This is a genomic window from Sporosarcina soli (genome assembly GCF_042655805.1).
In the GTDB taxonomy this organism is placed as follows: Bacteria; Bacillota; Bacilli; order Bacillales_A; family Planococcaceae; genus Sporosarcina; species Sporosarcina soli.
The window spans coordinates 379214-404992 of the sequence record NZ_JBHSNO010000016.1 but is presented as its reverse complement, the minus strand read 5'-3'; the positions used below and the strand labels follow the sequence as shown (position 1 = coordinate 404992).

General features: G+C 37.3%; 25 protein-coding genes. 20 read left to right on the top strand and 5 right to left on the bottom strand.

The genetic code is table 11. The features are described 5' to 3' along the window. Positions 1-14: 14 nt before the first annotated feature. Together ACFPRA_RS22625 and ACFPRA_RS22620 are read right to left on the bottom strand one after the other, a co-directional pair. A complete protein-coding gene (locus tag ACFPRA_RS22625) occupies positions 15-257 on the bottom strand; it encodes a hypothetical protein (protein WP_381439784.1) in 243 nt (80 codons plus the stop codon). 116 nt (positions 258-373) lie between these two features. Next, positions 374-640 (bottom strand): hypothetical protein, encoded by a 267-nt coding sequence (locus ACFPRA_RS22620; protein ID WP_381439782.1) that lies wholly within the window; start codon positions 638-640, stop codon positions 374-376. A 738-nt stretch (positions 641-1378) separates the two neighbouring features. On the opposite strand from ACFPRA_RS22620, the gene ACFPRA_RS22615 reads away from it, so the two are divergent. The 9 genes from ACFPRA_RS22615 (at position 1379) to ACFPRA_RS22575 (ending at position 10881) form a co-directional block, all read left to right on the top strand. Then, positions 1379-2659 (top strand): M20 family metallopeptidase, encoded by a 1281-nt coding sequence (locus ACFPRA_RS22615; RefSeq protein ID WP_381439778.1) that lies wholly within the window; start codon positions 1379-1381, stop codon positions 2657-2659. A 713-nt stretch (positions 2660-3372) separates the two neighbouring features. Continuing rightward, complete coding sequence (locus tag ACFPRA_RS22610) at positions 3373-4047, top strand: hypothetical protein (protein WP_381439776.1); 675 nt, start codon at positions 3373-3375, stop codon at positions 4045-4047. A 153-nt stretch (positions 4048-4200) separates the two neighbouring features. Next, positions 4201-4704 carry a hypothetical protein gene (locus ACFPRA_RS22605; protein ID WP_381439773.1) on the top strand — a complete coding sequence of 168 codons (504 nt, stop codon included), beginning with the start codon at positions 4201-4203 and terminating at the stop codon, positions 4702-4704. A 153-nt stretch (positions 4705-4857) separates the two neighbouring features. After that, on the top strand, positions 4858-6138 hold the full coding sequence (locus tag ACFPRA_RS22600; RefSeq protein ID WP_381439771.1) for a S1 family peptidase: 1281 nt from the start codon (positions 4858-4860) through the stop codon (positions 6136-6138). Between the two features lie 268 nt (positions 6139-6406). After that, positions 6407-6820, top strand: coding sequence for a hypothetical protein (locus ACFPRA_RS22595; protein ID WP_381439769.1), 414 nt, complete (start codon positions 6407-6409; stop codon positions 6818-6820). Between the two features lie 21 nt (positions 6821-6841). Continuing rightward, entirely contained in the window at positions 6842-8536 is a 1695-nt protein-coding gene (locus tag ACFPRA_RS22590) for a type IV secretory system conjugative DNA transfer family protein (RefSeq protein WP_381439766.1), read from the top strand. Positions 8537-8595: 59 nt separating this feature from the next. Beyond that, positions 8596-9417, top strand: coding sequence for a S1 RNA-binding domain-containing protein (locus ACFPRA_RS22585; RefSeq protein ID WP_381439764.1), 822 nt, complete (start codon positions 8596-8598; stop codon positions 9415-9417). 176 nt (positions 9418-9593) lie between these two features. After that, positions 9594-10031: a DUF3997 domain-containing protein gene (locus ACFPRA_RS22580; RefSeq protein WP_381439762.1), complete on the top strand. Its 438-nt coding sequence runs from the start codon at positions 9594-9596 to the stop codon at positions 10029-10031. A gap of 139 nt (positions 10032-10170) precedes the next feature. Further along, the gene (locus ACFPRA_RS22575; RefSeq protein WP_381439759.1) at positions 10171-10881 is read left to right on the top strand and encodes a hypothetical protein; all 711 of its coding nucleotides are present in this window, start codon (positions 10171-10173) and stop codon (positions 10879-10881) included. A 344-nt stretch (positions 10882-11225) separates the two neighbouring features. Here the strand turns inward: ACFPRA_RS22575 and ACFPRA_RS22570 are convergent, their stop codons facing one another. Beyond that, the gene (locus tag ACFPRA_RS22570) at positions 11226-11813 is read right to left on the bottom strand and encodes a hypothetical protein (protein WP_381439757.1); all 588 of its coding nucleotides are present in this window, start codon (positions 11811-11813) and stop codon (positions 11226-11228) included. A gap of 174 nt (positions 11814-11987) precedes the next feature. Here ACFPRA_RS22570 and ACFPRA_RS22565 point away from each other — a divergent pair, with 174 nt between their 5' ends. The 4 genes from ACFPRA_RS22565 to ACFPRA_RS22550 all read left to right on the top strand — a co-directional run bounded on the left by ACFPRA_RS22565 (position 11988) and on the right by ACFPRA_RS22550 (position 17085). After that, a complete protein-coding gene (locus tag ACFPRA_RS22565; protein ID WP_381439755.1) occupies positions 11988-13886 on the top strand; it encodes an ATP-binding protein in 1899 nt (632 codons plus the stop codon). 575 nt (positions 13887-14461) lie between these two features. Next, positions 14462-15733, top strand: a complete 1272-nt coding sequence (locus ACFPRA_RS22560) for a RecT family recombinase (RefSeq protein WP_381439752.1) — start codon at positions 14462-14464, stop codon at positions 15731-15733. A gap of 2 nt (positions 15734-15735) precedes the next feature. Continuing rightward, positions 15736-16521: a hypothetical protein gene (locus tag ACFPRA_RS22555; RefSeq protein WP_381439750.1), complete on the top strand. Its 786-nt coding sequence runs from the start codon at positions 15736-15738 to the stop codon at positions 16519-16521. Positions 16522-16590: 69 nt separating this feature from the next. After that, positions 16591-17085, top strand: a complete 495-nt coding sequence (locus ACFPRA_RS22550) for a single-stranded DNA-binding protein (protein ID WP_381440013.1) — start codon at positions 16591-16593, stop codon at positions 17083-17085. A 78-nt stretch (positions 17086-17163) separates the two neighbouring features. Here ACFPRA_RS22550 and ACFPRA_RS22545 read toward each other — a convergent pair whose 3' ends face one another. Further along, positions 17164-17754: a GIY-YIG nuclease family protein gene (locus ACFPRA_RS22545; protein WP_381439748.1), complete on the bottom strand. Its 591-nt coding sequence runs from the start codon at positions 17752-17754 to the stop codon at positions 17164-17166. Between the two features lie 635 nt (positions 17755-18389). On the opposite strand from ACFPRA_RS22545, the gene ACFPRA_RS22540 reads away from it, so the two are divergent. The 6 genes from ACFPRA_RS22540 to asnB all read left to right on the top strand — a co-directional run bounded on the left by ACFPRA_RS22540 (position 18390) and on the right by asnB (position 23415). After that, positions 18390-18638, top strand: a complete 249-nt coding sequence (locus tag ACFPRA_RS22540; RefSeq protein ID WP_381439745.1) for a hypothetical protein — start codon at positions 18390-18392, stop codon at positions 18636-18638. 16 nt (positions 18639-18654) lie between these two features. Then, positions 18655-19017, top strand: coding sequence for a hypothetical protein (locus ACFPRA_RS22535; protein ID WP_381439742.1), 363 nt, complete (start codon positions 18655-18657; stop codon positions 19015-19017). 117 nt (positions 19018-19134) lie between these two features. Next, positions 19135-19797, top strand: a complete 663-nt coding sequence (gene radC, locus ACFPRA_RS22530) for a RadC family protein (RefSeq protein WP_381439739.1) — start codon at positions 19135-19137, stop codon at positions 19795-19797. 303 nt (positions 19798-20100) lie between these two features. Further along, positions 20101-20379, top strand: coding sequence for a hypothetical protein (locus ACFPRA_RS22525; RefSeq protein WP_381439737.1), 279 nt, complete (start codon positions 20101-20103; stop codon positions 20377-20379). 270 nt (positions 20380-20649) lie between these two features. Beyond that, complete coding sequence (locus ACFPRA_RS22520; protein ID WP_381439734.1) at positions 20650-20946, top strand: hypothetical protein; 297 nt, start codon at positions 20650-20652, stop codon at positions 20944-20946. A 648-nt stretch (positions 20947-21594) separates the two neighbouring features. Next, positions 21595-23415 carry an asparagine synthase (glutamine-hydrolyzing) gene (asnB, locus tag ACFPRA_RS22515; protein ID WP_381439732.1) on the top strand — a complete coding sequence of 607 codons (1821 nt, stop codon included), beginning with the start codon at positions 21595-21597 and terminating at the stop codon, positions 23413-23415. Between the two features lie 235 nt (positions 23416-23650). Here the strand turns inward: asnB and resA are convergent, their stop codons facing one another. Next, complete coding sequence (gene resA / locus ACFPRA_RS22510) at positions 23651-24187, bottom strand: thiol-disulfide oxidoreductase ResA (protein WP_381439730.1); 537 nt, start codon at positions 24185-24187, stop codon at positions 23651-23653. 220 nt (positions 24188-24407) lie between these two features. Here resA and ACFPRA_RS22505 point away from each other — a divergent pair, with 220 nt between their 5' ends. Beyond that, positions 24408-25769, top strand: coding sequence for a sensor histidine kinase (locus tag ACFPRA_RS22505; protein ID WP_381439728.1), 1362 nt, complete (start codon positions 24408-24410; stop codon positions 25767-25769). The last annotated feature ends 10 nt before the right edge of the window (positions 25770-25779 follow it).

The window sequence follows — 25779 nt, the reverse complement described above, 5'->3', positions numbered from 1 at the left end:
ACGAAATGAAATGCCTAGGATATTTGTTCTAATATTTCATCCGTAATTTCGTAAATTTCATTGAACAGAATTTGAAGCTTCTGCTCTAGCTCTTCAAAATATTGCTGATTATTTATGTCGGTGGTTTCATCAAAGTTAATAGTAGAGGCGATAGATGAAACAGCATCACCGATTCTAGTGACCATAGAACCTAGAGCCATGATTCTACATCCCAAATTGTCGTTAATTTGATTTGAATCATTATCGTGTTCATTCAATTATTCCACCCCCAAATTCAAGGTATGAGCATGAAATAAAAAATGAATCTTGTCCGGGAGCTTTTATTGAACTTTTGGAGAGAGAATAATGATATATGGAGCCTAGATCCGAAATTCTAAGAACGCCTTGAATTCTCATTGTTAATTTGTTTTATTAGCTTTTTCACTTCATTGGTTAAATCTTTAATCTGTTTCCGCATATTTTCCTTGTCGATTTTTTCTTGTCGTTCCACTTGTCGGTCTTCTTCTAATGCAAGCACTGTGGCAAGAGTTGATATCGCGTAACCGACTGTAAATATTACTTCACCAAGGGCAGCAAGCTCATCTGCACGAATTGTATTGGAATCTTGATTATTTTGATTGATGCCTTCAGTATTTGTCATTAACAAGTCAGCCTCCAATATAAAAAATAAAACAATTCAATATAATAATATGCGTTTTAAGAATTGCATATGTAAAAGTGGTTGAAATAGAGAAGTTTTTACTGAACAGTAGTGCCATTATAAACTGGGAAAATGAAACTTCTAACCTAAATGGGAGTATTGAAAAAGGGTGGACTTCTATAATTTATTGCTTTAGAGACCAAATAAAGTTATTTTTATTGCTTTTTTTATGGAAGGAGGAAGCTACAAAATGTTTTTTAAACTAAAAATCTATAGAAATAAACTTCATTTACCCTGTAGTCAAAGCCTACTTAGTAAAACAAGACACAGAATCGAGTTGTGTTGTCTGGTACTCGAAACATCCCTCTTACTTTTAACATTGTCATTATCCGAGCAGAAATCTTTTACAAGGAAAAGTACGGCTATCAACGAAAATAGCTGATACAATTTTCTGGTGTAGCTATTGAGTTGAATTTCGGGAATATACTAAATCCGTAAAAACATCTGTATGGGATAGCGACAGATAAATGTGGATTTACAATAACCTCAAGCACATTTTCATAACGCGACCTCTATAGATCCTTGGCTCAAAAAGTTTAACCATTGCATTGAACGAGACTCTGTATAACACGCATTAAATGTTTCGCCCTTTTAACTACAGTATATGATCTATGAAAAGCACATAGGATAGTATTGAAAAATTGCGGCTATTGCTGGCTATGGAGGGAATGTATTTATATGAGTATCAGAATGATTCGGCAACTGATAAGGTCTAGGCAACAGGAATTAGTCGAACTTGCTGCTTCATTTATTCGAATTCCATCTGAAAATCCATCGCCCGAGTTTAAAAAGCGGTCGGCAGAAATGGGACGCCATATTAGCCGATATCTAGCAGCAAAAGGGTTCTTGATTACCGAGCACCGCCGTAGTGAAAATGCACTGGTTACCGTGGTTTGTGATGCCACCTTAACCGGGATGCCTGGCCCACGGCTCTTATTTTGTGGACATACGGATGTCGTACCTGCAGGCGATCGTTCGCGTTGGTCCTTCGACCCTTTCTCGGGAGAAGTCAGATCAGGTATGCTTTTAGGTCGGGGAGCCTCTGACATGAAAAGTGGGTTGGCATCCCTCATCTTTGTAGCTGGACTGCTTCAGGAGTTTGCCCCCACCCTTAATTTAAAAGGTAGCCTAGGATTTGTTGCTTCTCCGGATGAAGAGAATGGCGGCATGGAGGTGTCCTCACTTCTGGATCAGGGATTGATTAAGGGGGATGCTTGTCTGATTGGCGAACCAACGCACCCCCGCCATCCGAATGTTGGTGAAAAGGCCATGGCATGGATGCGGATGACCATACCTGGTCAGACCGGGCATGGTAGCCAACAACCGCTTTCCGGAATCTCCGCTGTACGGAGAGGGGCAGCCGCGGTCGAAGCGCTAGCCAAGCTATGGGAGTTCAAAGCAACGCCACCGGCCGAGCTGGGTCATCTTTTGTACAATACTGAATGGTTCCAATCACAGCGTCTTGGAAATCCTTTAATGTCACAATTACTATATCGTCCCTCTTACAATCCAGGTATAATCCAGGGCGGAACAAAGGTAAACGTCATCGCAGAGAAGTGCGTCATTGAAGTGGATACCCGGGTTCCATTCGGTATGAAATCCGAGTTTTTACAGAATGTCGCCAAGAATCTTGTTAGAGTTGTAGCGCCAGGTGCTGTTGTAGAGCCAATAGTGCCCAATAATAACCCGAACTGGACCTTAGAGAATCGTCCAATTGTACGGTCTATAGAATGGGGGATCCAGCGTGTCCTCGGAATGGAGGAACCTGTCTTCAGCATACTTTCGCTTGGTTCAAGTGATGCCAGTCACTTCCGGCGCAATGGCATTGATACGGCCTTTTACGGTCCTGGGCAGCAACGCACTATCCATGGGTACGATGAGCAGGTTTCAATAGAGAACTTAATAGAATCCGCCGAGATATATGCTGAGACGGCAGTTAAGTATCTTAGGTCATTTTAAATCTATTTTCACCCACCTTGATGTAGGGCCAGGAGTTTGAAATTTATAACGTTAAGATAGATCAAGTATTAATAAGGTCTAATCCATAATACGTATCAGAAAATGTGGATCTACAAAGTTAAACAATTCCGAGAAGGGAAAATGACTAACATAAGAATAAATATTTCTATTTTTAATTTCACAAAACACGTTTCATTTATCAATTTATCGATGGATGAGACGTGTTATTTTTATTGTCATTTTGAATGGAGGGATCCAAAAGCGTTTTTTAAAACTAAAATCTGTAGAAATAAGCTACACATCTACTCTGAAGTCGAAGCCCATGTAGCAAAACAAAGCCCTCCGAATTAATCGAGTTGGGTTTTCTTAAACTTGGAAGATCCCTATTACTTTGAAAGTTGTCTTTATCCGAGTAGAAATTTCCAATATGAAAAAGCACGGTAACCAATATATCGTAGAACAGCCGAACAAAAGCTATTTTGAAAAACTAAGGGAGGAAAAGGGAAGGATTGACCGAAGGAATGTTAGAGTCGTTCTGGGTGTCTCTTCTGATAATAAGGATGTTTGAGCGAAAATTTAGTTGAGAATAAGGGTGTTGAGTTACGAGTAAAAGAATTTGGGATTTGGAAGACTAGTGGAAAGTAATGGGTTTTTAGTTGAAGAAAGAGTAGAATTGTATTGAGGAAAATTCGCTGAAAAGGGGAAGGGGAATTATGGCTTACGATTTTTCGACACTAACCAAATATGACTTAGATTTGAAGGAACTACAAAAAGACGTTTTACAGAAGGAATTTGATTTCATGTACTTTGACGAGTGGTTAAATGGATGGATGAATGTGTTTAAAAACGCTGAGATTGATACTTCTACCCAAATTTTAAACTTGGAGAAAAATGGCATTCCACCATTTGAAGTATTCGTAAAAGAGATTAGCTTCGGAAAGGCTAATTTTAAATTCAATTTCATTGTTGAAGGTGCAAAGAATTATATAAATAACAGTAAAGTATCACCTAATAAAATGTCCGGAAAGGATTTTTTCAGTAAAGTAATGTGGACCGAAGAAGAAATTGAATCAACGCATGAAATAAATGATCCAGTTTATCTTGTAACATTTCCTACAGGGAACAAAATGTACTTATTGATTGATGGCAATAAGCGGGTGTCACAGCTCTTAAAAGGTGGAATAAACGAAATCACTTACTTTGATATTTCTCCAATTAATATTATTGAACAACAGATTCTTTTGTTCACTATCGAAAAAGCGATTTATGCTTTTCTAATTGAATCTTATACTTTCCAACAACACTTGAAGAGAGGGAAATACACTCACAAGGACATCTTCAAATCTTCGAATATTTTTAATGCGTTTAAAACACTTAACGAAAAGTAAGGTAATCGAGTAGGAGCCACCAAACAATTATAAATTGAGGGCTCTCAATGAACTCTGAATTTTGTTAGAACCGGTACTCGAAATTATTACCTTTATGAAAATGTGTAACCTTTACCAAAATTCAACCGTCTAACACTAAAAGGAGGGATCATTATGAGGAAATTAGGATTACTTGCACTTACCTTTATATTACTATTAGTTTTTGGATGTAATCAAAAGGGGGGGACGGAGATTTTAGAACAAAGTCTAATTGTTTCCGAAAAGAGCTTGCCAAATTCCTTTGATCAGATGGCTACGGAGCACGACAAACAGAAGTATGTTGTCGAAAGAGTCAAGAACAAAGAAGACTATCAAGAAATGTGGAGCAAGTTTCAGATAAAGGAAGAGTTAGTGGACGTTGATACTGATGATAAGGACATTTTATTTATAGGTCTCTTCGAATCAAGTAGCTGTCCTTATGACATTAAAGATATGGTAGCCAATACTGAAAAACATGAACTAGAAGTTAACTTGGTGTCAAAAGATGGAAATTGTACTGCTGATGACAGCCCAAAAAACTTTGTGCTTACCATGGACAAAAGTATCTCTAATGAATTGGCAACTCTCGTCCTTGTTAACAATTCTAAAAGAATTTTATTACCTATAAGCGATAATTAATAAAAAAAGTGTCGATTTTAGAAATCAGCACTTTTTTCTATATATAATTCCGGCAGGAATAGATTTTTTTGTTTTATGTAAAACGCTTTTAATGTACAAAATTTTATGATAGTACGAAAATTGTGATAATATAAAGAATAGGAGGAGTTTGATTTGAAGAAACTATTGTCCTTGGCTTTGGTTTGTACACTTTCATTTGGATTTGGTGGTTTCAATGCTGTCGCTAGTAGTAGTGTTGACGATAGGGATAATATAGCTATGACTAATGAAGAGCAAGAATCAAATCAGGTTCTTAATGACAAGAGAGCATTAATGCATGTTGTACAGATTACTAAAGAAATTGAACGGGGGCACGGTTCCCTAGATAATTTTGAAAAAGTAGGTGGTCTTTATTTTGATTCAAATGGTATATTACATTTGAAATATAAGGCTTCTACTGCAAAAGGTTCTACAAATGCAATAGCTGTACAATCAATTACCAACATAGTGAGTGAGGAAAATATTGTAACAGACCTAGTTGAGTACTCTACATTGGATTTAGAAGAAATAAAAGAAAAGATACTAGTAGATATTCAAGATGCTTATTCTGAAGATGAATATAATAAACTTGCATTTGTAGCAGTGGCGTCGTTTGCAAATCAAAAGGTTATATTAGAGCATAACGCCCTAAGCGAAACACTCATAAACCAAATAAAAGCTAATTATGGTGACGTCTTTGAGGAAAAGAAAACAGATTCAGTACCTAAAGTGGCAAAAGTTCGTGAAGCAGATTGGAATCAATTAGGGGCAGGTTTAGGAATTAAAAATAAGAATGGTGGAGGATGTTCTACAGCTGGAATGGCAAGTAAAAGTGGTAATTACTTTATACTTACTGCTGCACACTGTTTCGTTGGAGAAACTTCTTCAACAGGTGGAGACTTAATTAGACAGTGGGATACAAATGTTGGTCGTCAGCATGCTATTGGTAGTGGAGCAGGACTTGACGTCGGTCTAGTCAGAGTAACAGGCACCTATTTAACAGGTGGTAGGTATGCTACAAACAAGATCAAACGTTGGTCATCTACTGATGTTTTCGATGGTTCTTTCTCAAATTGGACAACTATGTACGATGGTGTAAATATATGTAAAACGGGAAAAACCACTAATACAACATGTGGCTTAGTTACGAATGCTAATACTACTGTTAAATACGAAGGTTATCCAACATTTAAAGTTGCAGAAATAAGTGGAACAAACTATATTAAAAAGGGTGATAGTGGTGGGGCAGCATTCTATCAAAGTGGAAGTACCCTGTACTTAGCTGGTATCGCTTCGGGGTTTAATACTGTAAATGGTACGATCGTTAGTGGTTATGTTACCCAATATAGAGATGTCCAAGCTCATTACGGAATTACGTTTTACACTTCAGATACCAATTATAAAATTGTAAATTAATCTATAAGGGGCTCCTACCAACAAAAATGGGAAAACAAATGCTAAGATATTGTAAATTGTTTAAATAGACTACAAGTAGTTTAACAATTTTCTTATCGTATGTTTTCTGCCGAATGTTGGTTGTGCCCCTTAATTTGATTTGTTTTTTAAAATATCATCATTTAACAGTTTAAGATTACTGTTAACCTACACAAAACACGTTTCATTCAACCATTGAATGAAACGTGTTATTTTTATTGCCAATTTTACGAAAGGAGGAAGTCGGAAGGTGTTTTTCAAAACTAAAATCTGTAGAAATAAGCTTTATCTCTACCCTGAAGTGGAAATCCATGTAGCAAAACAAAGTCCAACTGAACTAATCGAGCTGGGTTTTGTCGCCCTAGAAACATCCCTTCTACTTTTAAGGATGATGAGTACGCGAAACTACAACAAGAATATGAGGTTTTGGATGGAACGTATTTCTCAAAATGCCAATGCGTTACTTGAATTTTTATGGGAGGAGGATGAACAGTCAAATCAATTGGTAATTAGAAAACAAAGCAAAGAGAACCTGGAATTACTTAGTTACAAAATTTCGAGAACCATTCAGACGCTGTTTAGTTATGAAGAAGATGATCGTGCACCATTCAAAATGGATCATATACATGAGTACTTCGGTAAGTGGGATTGGATAAAAAAATGATATTGAGAGGAGGTGAGGCAGATGGGAATGCCCATCGTATGGCAAGGAAGTGATTGCTTCACTCATATGCTTGCCGTAGGCCCTACCCGTTGCGGTAAGACGGCAACCATATTGAAACCGATGATTTATCAATTACTGTTACAGAAGAAAAGAGGTGTTCCGTTAGGTATATCCGTTGTCGAGCCCAAAGGGGATGTGGCGGCAATGGTCGCAGAAATGTGCGAAGAAATGGATATACCATGTATTCACGTTGACCCCGACAAACCGAATTCCGCAAGCTTTAATCCGATGGAAGGTGAAACGGATACAGTAGCGGAGGCAACGGTCGTTGTATTAAAAGGCTTGTTTGGTAAGCAGGATGCGTTCTTTGCGACTGTCCAAGAACTATCAGCCCGAAATGTTACGAAGTTATTGAAAGAACTACATGGAGACAACATGGACATTATTGATGTGATGAACACACTACGCGATCAAAACGTTTTACAGCAAAAGGTAGCGGAATTGAAGCATCGTGACGGAATGACGGACTTGGTGCATTTCTTTGAGGCAGAACTGCTCGGAAGCATGCGTGAGAAATACCAACAATTCGTAATCGGTCTTAGAGCTCAACTGGAAAACATCGTCAGTAATGAAGCCCTACGAACTATCATGACTGGTCGAAGCGATGTGAATATTGACGAACACTTAGAAACAGGGGGTGTCCTTGCGGTCAACACTGCCCTTGGAAAGCTACGAAAAGCCGGTGATGCCTTCGGCCAATTTATGATTATGCACTTACAAAACGGTACGTTCAGAAGACCGGGAACGGAAGATACTCGAATTCCCCATTTTTTGATTGTCGATGAATACAGTCGTTACATTAACCCAGACGTTGAAATCTTTTTATCACTCGCTGCCGAATATAAGGTAGCGGGTATTTTTGCTACCCAGTCACTTGGCCAACTTGAAATCGAGTCAGGAAATCTTGGTCCAAAGGCAATGAAACAGGCGATTCTTACGTCTTGTCGAAACAAAATCTGTTTTGGTGGCATATCCGCACAAGATGCTAAGGATTTCGCTGATGAATTTGGGAAAGACAAAGTGATCATGCGGCAAAGCACATATAAGAATCGTATCTTACTGCCACGTCTGTTTCCAGATTCCTACCGGGACACAGAGGATGAAGAATATCGTTTCGATCCGACCGATTTAATGGATGGCATACCTAGATTCAACTTTGTTCATAAACTTCTTCAGGATGGAACACCGCAAAAGCCAGCGTTAGCTAAAGGACAGTTTGTTCCTCACAATTGGAAAGAGTTGAGGGAATGGGAAGATGGAACGTCTTTTAAAACATCAATGAAAAATAGTCTGCTTAGTCGCTTTAGTCGCTTTCAGAAGCGAACGAAAATGAAAAAAGAACAGGTGGCTGGACTTGAACAGGAGATGCAAGTAGGGGCTGAATCACCAACGGAACTGATTACCCAGCCAGAACTTGAAACGCTACATTCTAATGAAGCAACTACAGATAAGAAACAATCAACTGCTTCTCTGCCAACCGAAACAAAACAGCCAGCCGAAAAGAAACATGTTCCTAAGCAGAAAAAGGAATTGAAGGAGCCTTTGCTTTCCATTGTTCAACAATCGAAAGCAAGGGCTGAACAGTCATCAGGTACAAAAATAAAATCGAAGGAAACGAGCAATGTAGTGAAGTCTAATGACGGATTTTGGGATTAATCAAATGAAACGAGTTTATATCCACACAAAATAAACTAATGAAATGGAGAGATTTTAAAATGGCTGAAAACAACGTACAGGTTCTTATTGAAGGTTTTGACCCATCTAAAGTGGAAGCGGTAAATAATTTTGATAAAGATTGGAAAGAGGTCTACGGTGCACATCAAAATAATTCAATCATTCAAGCGCCTATCATTGGGATTGAAAAGTTGCTAGATAAGCCGTGTGCAGTTGTAGGGGTGGGGAAAATTCGAGGATATATTCCGCTTGAATTTACAGGTGCTGCCAACCTCCGTCACTTACGTGCCATGACAGGACAGTCCGTTGCATTCAAAGTGTTGAATTATGACAGGGAAGCAGAAGTATTCACTGGCTCACGTACTGCCGCTCTGGATCACATGGCAGCCATCACACTAAAGAAAATTGAAGTAGATGATGAAATCATTGCCGTGGTACGTAGTGTCAGCCCCTCATTTGTCCGCGCGGATATTGGAGGAATTGAAGTTAAGATTCCACTTGAAGAAATCAGGTACGGTTGGATTGACGATTTAACAGAAGAGGTGAAGCAAGGTGACCACCTGAGAGTAAAAGTGCTAGAAATTGATAAGGAAAAGAAGGAAGTGACTGTCAGTGCAAAGGCATTACAGGATAATCCATGGCTTCGATCAATTGGTCGCTACACTTCCGGTAACGAATATGTCGGTACAGTCTCAGGTGTCCGTGAATATGGCGTGTTTATCAATCTGGAAGCAGGTGTGGATTCGTTGGCCCGTCATTTGAAGTTTCAAAATGTTAAAAAGGGTGATCGAGTGCTTGTCCGTGTGTTGGAAACAGATCAACAGAAAGAACAGATTCGTACTCGTATTACTCGTGTGTTATGAGAAAATGTTGTGTTTTTAACGTATCTTTGATTTTAATAGCAGTTTCCCAATAATTCTTAGAACCCATATAATCTTACAGTTATGTGGGTTCTATCGATAAAATATCTGACTATTTTGTTTTTATGAAAACTTTCATTCTTATTATTCGTCGTAATATAAAAGAGGTGGATATTATTATGAGGAACCGATTATTCATTTGTCTATTCGTATCTGTGTTAAGTCTTATAATTGTAAGTGGTTGTGCAGGATTAGCAGATTATGAAGTAGATTTACCAGGCAGTTATTCGATTGTTAGAACATCCGCCCATAGTGTATTCATAGCTCCAAAAACAGGAGAAGGTAATTGGGGCAGTAATGTTATTCCAGCCAAAGTTACCGAGGTTGCATGGGATGAGAAGTATATCCTAGCAAAACAACTTGGTTTAAAAGATGCCCCTAAAAGTAGTAATGGATATCAGATTCCAGACAAGCAGAGTGTCCATTATTGGATTTTGGAATATGAGACTGGAGAAACAACAGGTCCACTGAATGAAGACGGATTCATTGAAAAAAGAATTGAATTTCAAATAGCTGACGATGTAATTCTGAAGGATGTTGACGATATGGATAAGTAATAAAAATTAATCATTACGGGAAAACCGAAAGGTCCTAGTATTACAAAATAGACCTCAAGGTGTATTTTTGCTTTCACAGAAAATTAAACAGCGGAAATTTATCAGGTCCCTCAAAGGATAATCTAAGGAGGTAACGGCAATGTCACTTAGTCCATATTCCTTATCACACTCTTGGTCGCTACACTGGACACGTATTCCGTCGAATATAAAGCGATCAAGTTACGTCAACGGTGAATCACCAAAAGAACGAAAAGCGTTAGAGGCACTTGCAGCTGTAGGGTTAATCGGGGGAGCACAACTCTCCCGGTTATTTTCTTTGGATAGGAAACGATTAAAACGAATGGCAGCGGAGAAGAAAATTATTCGGCATGAAATCCATAGAAGCAAACAAATCATACCGATTTACTCACTAGGCATAAATGGAGCAGTCATTGCTGGGATGGATGACTGTTATGAAAGTAACTACTGGATTGAATACAAAATAGAAGATGTTTTGAAGCGTATTCTGTTCTTTCATCTGTTTCAGCATTTTTCAGGTTCGGAAATATTGCCAACCCACGAGCCGTTTATTGGTGCGATTCAGTTTCAAGGCAAGACGATTTATGTGTATGTGGTTCGCGGTGATGTTAATGACTTAATGATGTATTTAAAGTGGAAAGGTCAACATTTTAACGAGCGTCTTATTTTTGTTACTGAGTCGCTTCAACACTTGCAAGCGTTAAAGGTGACTACTGAAAGGCTTAAAGTAAGAGTGGCGGTAGACTTGGATTTACGAGATGATATTAAAGACCTTCAAAAGCTTTTTTATTTCCTGGATGAATCCGGTGAGTTTATTAATGAATTTGGGTAAAGGCTAGGCTTTCAATATAATTCATTTTAGGGAGGATGGTCAATCTTTTGATCACCGATATTTAACTACTGAAGTTTTTTGCAAAGTGTATAGTTTCGGCTCGAATGGAGGAGAAAATAGTGGTATAAGAAGTCCCCATTCTAAGTACGGGGACTTCTTAAATAGGTGCTTTGTTTAAAGTTCCTGCTTTAGCATTACCTTTATTTAAAAAGTATAACAATTGCAGGAAAAGATAAACTAGAAATGAGGTGTACTATTGATTATGACCGGACATGGATATTCGTAGGTAGATAGTAATGTTATTATCATCTGTCATAATAATATTTACAGGTATTTATAATGGCTTACCCGGGATAAGGAAGTCTTTCTTTAATCTCCTGCGTAAATGTACGTAGTTTTTCAATACTATCATAGAACTCAGTCCAATTTCCAATTTCACGATTTTTATAAGCGTGAATGGCATTTCGGCGTTGTTGCACCAACGAAATAAAAGGGTACCATTTTTCATCAAAGATATTATTCTTTTGTAAAAAGACTTTCAGTTTTTCCAGAGGCAATACATCAGGTTCAATTAGATTCCCATTTTTGTCCAGATAGCGGTGTTGGCTTTTTTGATAATGAATCACATAAACCGATAAAAAAAGCTTGATTCCACCTTCCAACAAAGCACCTAGATTAGCCCAAGCAAGGATTAGCTTTCCTTCGTTATCCGTAGATGTACGATAGATTTCAGTCCAAGTGAATAAGGATTCCGATAATGCGTGTAACCAATCTAGCCGAGAACGTGTTAGGATTCTCTCCGCTTCTTCTGGTGCCCATCCAGCCGCATTTCCCCAAAAGTATTGATGATCCCGATAGATATCTACGATTGCGTTTATGTCCTGTCTAATTGCTTCTAATGCCTTTTTTTCAAAGACCTCTAAACTGTTCATTTTCCCTTCCCCTTTCAAAAAATCTATTGTAAATAATTATCTCCTATTATTGACGTAAGAAGTAGGTTTATTACAAATTTCAATTATAGTTGACAAAATACTCACGAAGTTCTGGTTACCAATATACGGTTATAGTGTTACTATTAATCATATTGAGGTAGAGGGGGAATGAAAATGCAAATTAGAACGGTTTCACTAGAAAACTTTAGGGGATATAAAAATAAAATTGAAACACCTTTCGATAAACTAACGGCAATAGTTGGTAGAAATGACATTGGAAAATCAACTATTTTAGAGGCGTTGGATATTTTTTTTAATGATACTAATGCGAATATTAAAATGGATAAAAACGATGCCAATATAGACTCAGGTAATGATATTATCACAATTGGTGTGGCATTTGAAGGACTACCGGAAAAGTTGGTTGTAGATTCAACGGTTGAGACTTCTTTGGAAGAAGAATATTTGACAAATGAATCAGGTCAGTTAGAGATACACAAGAAGTATAAAAACGGAAAATTAATTAATACTGTTCTTATAGCTCTTTACCCTTCTAATAATGAATTAAAGGATTTACACAAATTAAAAAAGCCGGAACTTGTAAAAATTGTAGAAGATAATAACTTAGAGGTATCTGATAAAAGAAAATCATCGTTAATGAGAAAAGCAATATTTAAGAGTTTTGAAAGTATTAAATTTGAAACACAAGAAATACAAATTGACCAAGAAGGAGGAAAGCAAATATGGGATAAATTAAAAGAATATTTGCCGGTATATTCCCTTTTTCAATCGGATAGAAAAAATGAAGATCAAGATACCGAAATACAAGACCCTATGAAGTTGGCCATTAAAGAGATTTTGAAAAAGCATGACTTAATAACTAAACTAGAGGAAGTATATTCCGAGGTGAAGGGTGCTTCAGAAAAATTAGCAGAACTTACGTTAGAAAAATTAAGTGAGATGAATCCAGAAATAGCTAATGAGCTAAAGCCAGAATTCAAGTCACCGACATGGGAAAGTGTTTTTAAATTTTCAATTACAAGCGATAAAGGTGTTCCGCTGAATAAACGTGGAAGTGGTGTTAGAAGATTAATATTGTTGAACTTTTTTAGGGCAGAAGCTGAAAGGAGAAAACAAGAAAGAAATGTTCCTAACATAATTTATGCATTTGAAGAACCCGAAACATCCCAACACCCTTCACATCAAAAGTTATTAATAGAGTCCTTTATAGAATTATCCAAAGCTGATATTAACCAAGTTATTCTAACAACTCATAGCCCCGCAATTGCAAAATTATTACCTATAGAAAGTCTTAGGATGATTGACCGTAATACAGACAGGGATGTGATAATTAGGGAACCTTCAGCTGATATTCTTGAAAAAATCGCGATAAATCTGGGTGTGTTCCCAGATATAGAATTAAATAATGTCTCAAAGGTTAAATTGGCCATTTGTGTTGAAGGTAAGAATGACATACATTTCTTAGAAGCATTAAACCGTAATATTCCAGAGCTGAAAACGATTTTCAATTTAAGTGGTGAAAATATAATTCTATTACCTATGGGAGGTAGTACACTGCAATTTTGGGTAAATAATAATTACCTGGAAAAGTTGAATTTGTGTCAAGTACATATCTATGATAGTGATATTGGGTCAGAAAAACCAAATAAATATAGGGAGTCTGTAGATGCGGTTAATACAAGGGAAAATAGCAAAGCATTTGAAACGAATCTAAGGGAATTAGAAAACTATATAACTCCAGCTGTTTTGGAAATTGAGTACGGTAAATCCTTCGAACTGGGGGAAGTTGATTGGAACAGATTAAACGTACCTGAAACTATCGCCAAAATAGTTCATGGTAATTCCGAGAGTACGATTGAATGGGAAAACCTAACTAGTGAAAAGCAATCAAAAAAAATAAGCAAAGCCAAAAATAAAATCAATACTGAGTTGGTGAATAATGTTAATAAAATGCATTTGGAGTCTTATGGGTTTTATGAAGAATTGGAGTCGTGGTTTATTGAGATGAGAAACCTTGTGGAGCAATCTAAAGGAACACCGGTTTTAACGTAATAGATCAAAAGTAATGAATTTTAGGTTTTGATGGGCTTAAAATATTTAAGCTTTAAGGAAAGGTGATACCGGCATAAGGGAATTGAAAAGTATCTCTTTGTATAAATGCTTAATTGCGCGCGATAGCCTATAAACGAATTTCCATTCAATTTGCTATCCCTTTTCCAATTAGATATACTATACTCATATTTCATTAGTTTTCACGTCACCACATTTCACAGGTGAAAGTCGCTAAACCTTTAATTCCATTCTAAAGGAGATTCGACAAAAATGTTCAGCCTTTGCATTTTCATTCCCTTTGAAAAAAGTCAGGCAGACGTTTTTCGTCACAAAATTGCTGTACGCACACTAGATACTTACGCATTATTGCGTGATATATATTTTAAAAGCTGATTGATCCCATCTTGGGTGACATCGGCTTTTTTGCTTTAAAACCTGAAAGGAGTGTTGCATGAAATGATTTGAAAACAAAATTGATTTCGTTTTCTGTTGCATTGGTTTCTTAAAAGTCGATTGATCCCTTACGGGTGATGTCGGCATTTTTTATTTTTAAAATTATAAAGGAGATGGTTGAAATGGAAAAAGTGTTTACGTTTACAAACGAACAGAAAACATTGATTTGGAGTAGGTTTGTTCAGCCAGCAAAAGGAACACAAGAAGAGGCAAACCACTTTATTGAAGTGTCTGAAACCTTCGGACTGAATCCTTTACTTGGCGATATCGTGTTCCAACGATACGAGAGTAAAAATGGCCCTGTGACAAGTTTCATCACAACTCGCGATGGGTTGCTTCGTGTAGCCACTTCCCAAGACGGCTATGTAGGACCTCCTAACGCTAACGTGGTTCGTGAAGGTGATAAATTCGAGTTCATCCCATCTGATGGTAGCGTACGTCATGAGTTCGGGCAGAAGCGTGGTCAGATACTTGGTGCTTATGCTGTTATGCATCACAAGCGATTCAGACCAGTAGCCGTGTTTGTAGACTTCCAAGAATACTTTCAGGCAAATTCAGGGGAGTTGAATAACCGATACGGCAATAAAAATGTGTGGGATCGCATGCCTTCCGCGATGATTCAAAAGATTGCCGAAGTCTTTGTCCTTCGCCGTCAGTTTCCATTGGGTGGTTTGTACACTCGTGAGGAAATGTCGCTCGAAGTGAATGATAACGGTAATAGTGGAAACATGGATGTACCAATGAAATTTAATCCAGCCCCTATTAAGCAAGACTTGTTTGCAGAAAATCAACAAATCAGTGAGACAACCACACAGCAATCAAATGACAACAGTCTTGAAGGAGCATTCATCCTACAAAGTTTTGAAAAAGGGGTAAGTCCACAAAATGTGCCATTTGCAAAATTGAATGTACTGGATAAGGCTACAAACGAAGTGAGTCTTGTTCTAGTAAAAGGAAAAGAGGATGTAATCGAATCCCTTAGTCACATTCAAATGAGGCAGGAGTTGGTCTTGGTCATTAAGAAAGAGAATGGCTTCAATTTCCTTGAAAGCTTCTCTCATCTTCAAGATAATGAGCAAACTGTTCAATCTGAACAAAAAGAATCCGTTCAAGATCCTATACCACGGGAAAATGAAACGGCTTCTGAATCACTTGATGCATTCATCTTGGAAAAGTATGAACAGGGTAAAACTCCCGCTGGCATTTCTTTCGCAAAGATGTACGTGAAGAATTTGGCTAGCAATGCTCAAACAATGGTGTTTGCACAAGGTGAAGAGGCTGTGCAACAAACAAAACATCTTTCTGAAGGTGGGAAGTTTAAAATGCAGACCCGTACAGAAAACGGATTTACTTTCTTTGAGAAGTTGGGAGATGCGGATAAGGGGGTGGCTTGATCATGCTTCCTGAAATCCTGAAAGTTGCGGAGGAATATGGGCTGACGTTCAATCATCGTACACACGGTAAAAAGGAGACTCTTTGCAAATGTGTTTTTTGCGAAGAGGATTTCAAGCCGGGTAAAGGACATAAATACTATATGTCGCTCAACACGCAAGATCAAGTATTTAAGTGTTGGTTTTGTGGAGTGTCAGGTGGTGTATTAGATTTTGAAGCTAAGTTATCGGGTCAACCTTACTCTGAAATACGTTCAAAGCATTTCGGGGTAAGGAAGAAACCCGTTCATCCGGCTGAAAAATTAAATACGCGTCAACTTCGTACAATTGGTTGGGCTGAATATAAACGGAAAAACCGTACTGCTTTTAAAAAGAATCGAGAGATTGTTCTACGTGATTGGAAGATTTACGAATACGAAGAGCTTGTAAAGCATTTTGCCATGTTCATTGTGATCGCTCATATTGAAAATCAAGATGACCGTCAAAACAATCTTCTTCAGTTCGTTATGCAATCGTGTCGTGCTACACAAATTCATTTATTGTTCAATCGATTGCTGGCTGAATACGTGAAGGAAGAAGCTGATCGTGCTGATTGGGCGAAGGAGGGAATCGAAATAGGAAGAGCTTCATGGAAGGTTGCTCTCTCCACTTACGATTTTGAAATGGAAAAGGTCGTTCTTAACGTTGCATTTCTATATCACATGTTGAAAATGGATAAAATTCAAAAGCTAAATATAGATCCAAATAAAACGAATTCCCTTGAAAATGGCAAAATGTCTTTGGCCAATTAAAATATCCGTTATCCTTTACGGAAGAGAAAAAGGGACGTAGCTGATAAACAGTTACGAGAAAAGGAGGAAATTATGAATAACGTTAGTTTGGTAGGTCGTTTAACGAAAGAGCCGGAACTAAAATACACCCCAAATGGTGTCGCAGTATGCAATTTCACGCTTGCGGTGAATCGACCATTTAAAAATGCTAATGGTGAAAATGAAGCTGATTTCATTATGGTTCAAGTTTGGCGAAAACCAGCCGAAAATGCGGCGAACTTTCTTAGAAAAGGTAGCCAGGCTGCGGTAAATGGTCGAATCAATACTCGTCACTACGAGAACGACAAAGGGGGTCGAGTATATGTTACAGAAGTCATCGCTGACTTTGTCCAGTTTCTCGACCCCAAACCCCAAGGACAAGGAAATCAGCAGGGACGGGGTTTTCAGCAACCACAAGGTCAAGGGAACTATCAACAGCAGCCTAATCCTTATACTGGCAACAATAGCGCTCAATATCAAAATACCAACCAATTTAGGGGAAGTGGAGGTTCAGTTGCGGTAAGTGATGACGACCTACCATTCTGAAAGAGTAATGAGAAGGGGATTGGTCAGCCAGTTCCCTTATATTGAATTGGTCACTTTGAATAGTTTATTTAATATGGATCATGACTTTCTCAGTTTTTTTCTTACAATCTTTTCAAATTCACCTTCCAGATAACAATTCTTGGGAAAATCTCTAAAAGAGGAGTTAGATTTTACCTCTTGCGTATTAGCAGCACCAATAGAGTTCAAGAATGACTCGACTTCAATTGGAAATTTTCCTACTAACGGAGCCACTTTTAAAAATGAATATGTTTTTAGATAGGTGGTTACCGCGGTCATGGCTTGTTCTGCAGTCCAGTTTTTAAGGGTATTGCAAAATAACTTGGACAAATAATCGGGTTCTTCATCAATAATGACTATCGCTTTTTCGATTATTCTAATTGCATTAGGTATAGAGAGGTTAAAGAATTCTTTCGACAGGTCCACTCTATATTCATGCAATAATGCATGAATATATTTCTCTGCTATATCTACATGCCTTGTAGAAGGGGATTCGTATTCAAGTACGAACTTACCAGGAACCGAAGAAGAATTACTCATACTCGGTATTCGGGTTTCAATATTTGTGGTCATACCAATCTTTAACAAGTTAGGGATGAATTTATTTGTAGCGATATATATAACTCCAATCTTGTATTTCATCTTATCCATCAATAAACACATCCTAAGCTAATATGATTTATGCGGATTCTTCTTTCCGTAATTCAACCAAATTTTTTTATATTGTTACTGAATTCAATAAATTTTATAATGGAATGTGCAATAAACAACTAGATTAATAGTAGAGCGAAAATAATTGTGAATCAACCATTTGCTATGCAAGGAGAAGAATGGTGTGTATATTAGATGTTTAAGACAAAAATGTATTTTGCAAAACGACAATGTAAGTGAAAAGTCCAAAAGATAGAGAGTTGTCAGGAAAATAATTAGGAAATAATAAAGAATGTATTTACTATCTTGACCTTTTGGAAATTAGATTTGCGACCTGAATACGATTTTGATAAAATATGTATAACCTTTAAGTTTTTAAGTCATCGTTTTGATGAATGTCGTTATACCTTTTAGATTTTTAAAAAGGAGATCCGACGAAAATCATGTTGCTATTTTATTCTCGTTAAGAGAAAAGACTGGCTGATGTAATCTGCATCACAAATTTGTTTTCGAACATAATCATATGGGATATTTACGCTTAATTGCGTGATATATATTAAAAGTCGATTGAATCCTTCGGGAGGCAGTCGGCTTTTTCTGTTTTAAAAATAAATATATGAAAAGGAGTGTTTCAAATGGTCAGTAAACAATTAGAACGTCTGGTTTCTAACGGCAAAAAGGGGAGTGTTAACAAGTCATTCATCTGCTATGTAGATGAAAAAAGGGAAAGGAAGTTTCTCGTCTTTAAATTTGATGGCGTTCACCTGTTGGATGGTAAAGGGGTATCTAATAAGCTTAAATTGCTATCAGATATTGAGGATATATTCCTGTCCATCGAAAACGGTGACGTGAAGGTAATTGGCAGTGGAAACATAGGAATCTAAAGGGAGGTCATTTTAAATGGTACTTGCAAAGTCAGAAGGCATTGAAAACCTTGGACAGGCAATTAAGTTAGGAAAAGAAATTGAACGTGTAGAATCAGCACTGAAAGGAATGAAAGCTGAATTAAAGGCTTTCGTTGATGTTAATGGCCCTGTTGATACAGGCGACGTTATTTGGGATTACTTCATTTCTGCATCGTGGCAATTTGATGAAAAGGGGATGAAGGAGTTAGCACAAAATATGGTGCTGGAAGGTGTGAATCCTTGGAAAATGTTGAACATCACAGCCTCCAATCTAAAAAATATGGGCTGGGATGATGCAGTAATCGCAAAAATGGGCGAAAAAAAGGAGACGCGACGGTTCGCATCTCGAAAAAAGTAATTATTAAAACCTTGTAGATTGATTATAACATAAAAAGCCTTCCACTAGGCAAGAAAAGAGTGGCACATGAAAGCTAGTGCCACTCGGTACTAGCTTTGTGTGTGAAAGGACTATAAAATGACAACGAAAAAATACATTACAGCTGCTCGTGAAGCAGTTTCAACTTACAATGCTGTCGGTTCTGAAAGCGTAATTGAATTGCAAGACATTCTTGCTGTTTTGATTGGACCTTCGGCAACACCAGAATTTACGGGACGTTTGGCCGCTCGCGGAATTAGGGCATTAGTCGATATGACTGTTCCCGAATTAAAAGCGGAGGGTATGACCCATAACGAAGCCCTTAAGGTTCATTCAGGCATGTTGATTGCACGAAAAATGCGTTCTGCTGGAAAAGTTGATCATCGATATGTTATCCGGTCTCCGGAAGATGCGGCAGCTTATCTAATGACTGAAATGACTGCTCTCACGCAGGAGCATTTTGTTGTACTTTATCTAAATGTGAAGAATGAGGTACTTCATAAGAAGACCGTTTTCATTGGTTCGTTAAATTCATCGATAGTACATCCAAGGGAGGTGTACAAGGAAGCTGTAAAATACAGTGCAGCCTCAATAATCTGTCTTCATAACCATCCCAGCGGTCGGCCCGACCCTTCACCTGAAGATATTGATGTTACGAAGAGATTGGCTGAGGCGGGTAGTGTTATGGGAGTGGATTTGATTGATCATCTCATCATCGGTGATAATCGCTTTATTAGCTTAAAAGAAAAAGGTTTTTTCTGAAATGGAGTACAGGGAGCGTAGTAATTTTTGATCTTCATTTTTTATCAAAATTAGATGCGAGGAGAATGCAAAATGAAAATCTTTATTGCAAAAGTATGAAGACATTTCAATAAAAAGAACATAGAAATTGAAAAACTACAAGAAGCAAATAAGGCGCTAGATCAAGAGAAATTCCGGCTAACTAATTCGTATAAAACGGTATGGGATATAGTGGAGTATCTGGGGGAAAGAATTGAAAAGTTAGAAAAAGAAAAAGAGGAGTTGAGTTATGCTATAAAGGAATCCAAAAGGGGAGTAATAGAAATGAAAAAATTTATGGATGAAAAAATAGTGGATTTGGTATTGCAGATTCGAGTTCCAACAGAAAGTATTACTTTGTTACACTTGTTTCGAACTGAGTTACGCCTAGGTTATGACTCGTCCTGGACAGCCGTATTAAATACTCCCGATGGGGTAAAAGTTCTTTACTTAACTTGCCGGGATGGGGAAAGTACTGGCGGATTAACTAAGAAAATTGAAAAGTGTCAAACGGTCAATGACGTGAAAGCATTGGATCAAAGGGAACATATTTGGTACGACTGATTAAATTTATACAAAAGGCGTTCATTGTGTATTCAATGGAACGTCTTTTGTTTATTAGTAAAACATTTGACGGGGAAATTAAATGAAGCATTGGTATGAAATGCTGCTACGCCCTGTTTCAAATGGATGTCAGCCAAAGGGTTTTGTTGAAGTGATTGAGGATAAGGTATGACATGGTGTCGTTGGATACGAACGAGAATTGACTGTGCTGGAATTAGACAGATTCGACATGAAATGATGAAATGGATCGGTTAAGGGAGGAAGAGTAGTATGAGAAAAACATTTAGACCATTGATAACAAAAGGGATAAAAGGATTGAGTGATGAGGACAAAAATACCTTAAATGCATTGGTATCAATGTTTCGGATTGCAAGGGCATGTTACGAGAAAAGTTACTTTATCGTGTTCAAGAAGGATGGCGATGTAATTGTTGTAACAGATGGGAACGACAATGTTTTTAATGAATTGGATATAAAGCAATTGAACATTTCGGAGAGTATTTGGTTGGTGACTGAGGACTACGGAGATGAGCTGGTTTGTGTTGCTATGTTACCTGAAGAATATTGATTGGATAGAATTGATAGCTGTTTTAAGTTCCATAAGATGCATATGGTATAAAGCAAATTGCTATCTGTGGTTTATCTCCAGTTGATGAGCCTTATCAATCTCAAATAGTAGAAATCATAAAATCAGTGAAAGAAAACAACTTACAACTATTAAGATCCAAATGTAAAGAGTTAAATAGCTAATACTGTAAAAAAAGAAACCGGTTTAGAAAATTGGGCTTTACACACTCTTGAATGCTTTCCAAAGAAAATATTGACTTGAATTTCCATTTTAGTAAACTCCGCAAAGACAAAAATCTGTTTTTGCGTTTTTTTTTATACAACGGAATTGTACAATTTTCATCGATCTATATCCATAGTATCTTGACATAGTATAACTATGACACATATAAATGTTGATTTAAAAAATATTCGAATCATCTTAAGGAAATCTTAAGAAATTATTATTGAATTAAGTGGTTTTTGTGCAAAGTTTTTGCGCATTTAAAAGATATAATTTTTTAACACCCTAAAAAAGTGCTTGAAAAAATTTTTCGCGTAACTAAGTAAAATTTAACACCATATTGTGCAAGTGCTTATCGGAAACTGAACAACGCACATTTGATTCAACAATTTTTGTAATTCTAAAAAATGAATGGAGTTTCGAAATATGAGTGGATTCACTGGATTTATTGGAAAAACAAAAAATGCTTCAGTTGTTTTAGAGCGCATGATGGACAATATCATTCATCGCGGTCCTGACGCGTCGGGTATGTTTATAGAAAAAGAAGCAGCACTCGGATTTCGTTGTTTAAGTAATATTGATTTAGAGTATGGGAGCCAGCCGTATAACAAAGAAGAAGAATCACTTGTTTTGGTTTTTAATGGCCAAATTTACAATTCCCAAGAGTTAAGGGAAAAACTTATTTCTAATGGATATGTGTTCAAAAGTCACACAGATAGCGAAGTATTGATCCGTGGATACGAAGAGTATGGGGAGAGTTTGACTGGAAAATTACGCGGTATGTTTGCATTTGTTATTTGGGATCGAAAAAACAATAAACTATTTGGTGCACGTGATATGTTCGGCATTAAACCATTTTATTATGCGTATATGAATGGAACGCTATTTTTCGGTTCTGAAATTAAAAGCTTTCTGCCACATTTGCATTTTAATCAAGAATTAAATGAAAATGCTTTGAAGCCTTATCTAACGTTTCAGTATTCGGTATTAAACGAAACATTTTTTAAAGGTGTTTTTAAATTACCCCCAGCGCATTATATGACATATGAGGATGGAAAAATTAATATCCAGCGTTACTGGACTCCTAAATTCAATCCAACGGATCAACCATTGGAGGAGATTGCGGAAGAAATTGATCAAATGGTAAGAGAATCTATACACGCACATCAAATTAGTGATGTAAAGGTTGGTTCCTTTTTATCAAGCGGCGTTGATTCAAGTTATGTAACATCCGTGTTGAAACCGAAAAAGACATTTACGGTAGGCTTTGGTGACCAGAGTTTCTCTGAAATCGATAATGCACAGGAATTATCTAATGAATTAGGAATTGAAAATAGTAATGCAATCTTAGATCCCGACCTTTGCTTTGATAAATTGGAGGATATTCAATATATGATGGATGAACCACATTCAGATCCATCAATAGTGCCGTTGTACTTTTTGGCGGAGCTTGCAAGCCGTGATGTAAAGGTCATATTTTCCGGAGAAGGTGCTGATGAATTATTTGGTGGATACGATCTATACGATTCGACAATCTTAATGAAGAAATATAAAAAACTTCCACTTTCAGTTCGCAAACCTTTGGGCCTCCTATCTAAACATTTTCCAGAAGTCAGAGGAAAGAATTTCTTGATAAAAGGTGGTCTTTCGCCGGAAGAGTGGTTCATTGGACAAGCAAGAATATTTGAAGAAAAAGCAGTGAGTAAAATTTTAACAAGATCGTATAACAACCAGGCTACCGTAAAAGAAATTGTGAAACCATATTATGACCAGGTGAAGGGCGAAGACGATGTTACAAAAATGCAGTATTTAGACTTGAATCTTTGGTTAGTGGGTGATATTTTATTGAAAGCAGATAAGATGAGTATGGCACATTCTCTTGATGTACGGATGCCGTTCTTGGATCGTGAAGTGATGAAAATTGCTTCAAAAGTGCCTACAAAATTTCGTGTAAATGATATTGATACGAAATACGCTTTTCGAATCGCTGCAAAGCGTACGCTACCAGAAGAGTATGCGAACCGTAAAAAGATTGGCTTCCCCGTTCCAATTCGTCATTGGATCCGAGAAGAAAAATACTATTTGAAAATCAAGTCTTATTTTGAAAGTGTAGAGGCGGCTCAATTCTTTAATCTGCAGTCAATTATGGATTTGTTAAATGATCATTATAATGGTAAAGCGAATAACGGACGAAAAGTATGGACAATTTATATGTTCTTAGTTTGGCATAAGAAGTATTTTGGTTAAGAATTTCCGAGTGATTTCCAGATTAAAATGATTGACGAATAAGCATACGTAATGCGATTTATAAGAGACTTGCACATAGGTTAGATTACTGACGATTACTCGATTCGTTCTTCACAAGTTCAGAAATACCAATCTCGAAAGAACAACACAAATAGAGCCTAAAACCACAAAGGTTTTAGGCTCTATTTGTCTGCATTTCAAGAACTTTGGTAAAAAAATATCTAAAACGGTACAGTTATCCAGGCTTAATTTGCTCCATATAACCTTTAATATCGTTTTCCGACATTTCCCCTGTTATTATTTTTACAATTTTACCTTCCGGGTTGATAAGTAAGGTGGTAGGCAAAGGTTTAACATTATACGCTTGCATTACACTTTTGGTTGTATCAATTAAGGTTGGAAACGTCATCCCATATTGTTCGGCGAATGTACGAACTTTCAAGTCGGGTTCTGCGATGTTGACAGCCAGGATTTGAACGCCTTGATCTTTATAAACTTCGTATTGGCGTCCCATGGCAGGCATTTCCTTTTTACATGGAGCGCACCAAGTTCCCCAAAAATTTAAAAAGACCCCTTGTCCTTTATACTCAGATAACTGATGTTTTTCCCCATTCAAATCAACAAGCGCAAAGTCTGGAGCATAATCCCCTACCTCTAAAACATCATATTTCTCTTTTGCCAAACTTGTGTATATTGTAAAGACAATGGCTGCTACCAGAACTGACAATACAATTATACGTGTAATAAAACGATTCCTTTTTTTGTTACTCATTGTTACATGCCCCTTTCGAGATCCTTCAGGACACCAATCGTACGCCTGAGATGTTTTCGTGATGATTGCAACCACTACTATACCGAAGAATTATGAAGAAAGTATGCAGACACAAAGAAGTCATGAATTTTAGTGAACTCATTGATTTGACCCTCGTCTGCATAATTTTTTCACAATTATTTTCTATACTAATTACATGAGGAGAGGAGTACGTACTGGGATGAATAAGATTTCAAAAAAGCTGGCTGCTTACTTTATTGTTTCTTTCCTCGTACTGGAAACAGTGCTGATGATGTATTTACACCAAAATATCATCCATACAAGAGTGGATGAAGAATATTCCCGTCTGTTAGCGAGTGGTTCCAATCACCGAAATGTCCTAAAATCCCATTATTCGGATGAAACGATCACACACATTATTTTAATGGAGGCTGAAGGGGACAGAGGAGTAATCATTACTGGAAAAAGCGGTGAAATCATCCGGAGTTCGGACGAAAATTTAGAAACCCTAATGCCTTCATTGTCCTTTCTACAAACTCCAGATAATCAACGTGACCAAGTTGTCATGCCGGATTGGAAAGATTCACCATACATCGTAAGTGCTCATCCTTACGAGGTGGACGAGAATAGATCGGGATATGTTTTGATGTTCCAAAGTAGCGAACCAATTGACCGGTTGGTAGGGAAGCTGAACTTCCACTTCGGTTTGGCAGGAGGAGCGATTATCGTTATCCTTTTTGTCATCTATACAATTTTATCTAAATTTCTTACGCGACCACTGATTCGTATGAAGGAAGCGACTGAGAAATTAAGCGAAGGGAAATTTAATGTAAGCCTTCCTGCAGGAGGCAATGACGAGCTTGGCGAATTATCGGTTGCCATTCGGAAGTTGGCATCCGATTTGGAAAGGATGAAAAAGGAACGAAATGAGTTTCTCGCTTCCATCTCTCACGAACTAAGTACTCCACTAACCTATTTAATCGGGTATTTAAAAGTTGCGATGAGACCCGAATTAACCGAAGAGGAAAGAAACCGTTATCTAATGATTATCGCGGACGAATCCAATCGTATGAAAGACCTTGTGAAAAACTTAATGGACTTGGCCAAAATGGATGAAATGACATTCACGGTTTCTAAGCTGAATTTCTCAGCCCAACAATTTATTGAAGATATTTATCGACTTGTTATCCCTTCTTTTGACTTGAAAAATGTAAAGCTTCATTTGATCTGTAAAGAGGATTTTCAAGTCGATGCAGATCCACTTCGATTGGAACAGATCGTACTGAATCTATTGGATAATGCTTTAAAATATTCAGAGGAAAATACAACTGTAAGGTTGGAGATTTCCAAAGAAAAAAAACGAACTGTCATTTCTGTCGAAGATGAAGGAATTGGAATTCCAGCTGAACAAATCGATATGATTTTCGAAAAACTTTTTAGAGTTGAAAAATCCCGTTCTAGAACCTTTGGCGGATCTGGACTTGGACTAGCAATTGTAAAGGAATTGGTAGAAGCACATGGCGGGACGATAAAAGTTAAAAGCGAGTTGGGAAAAGGGAGCCTATTCACGATAACGATCTAAATGGGTAAGG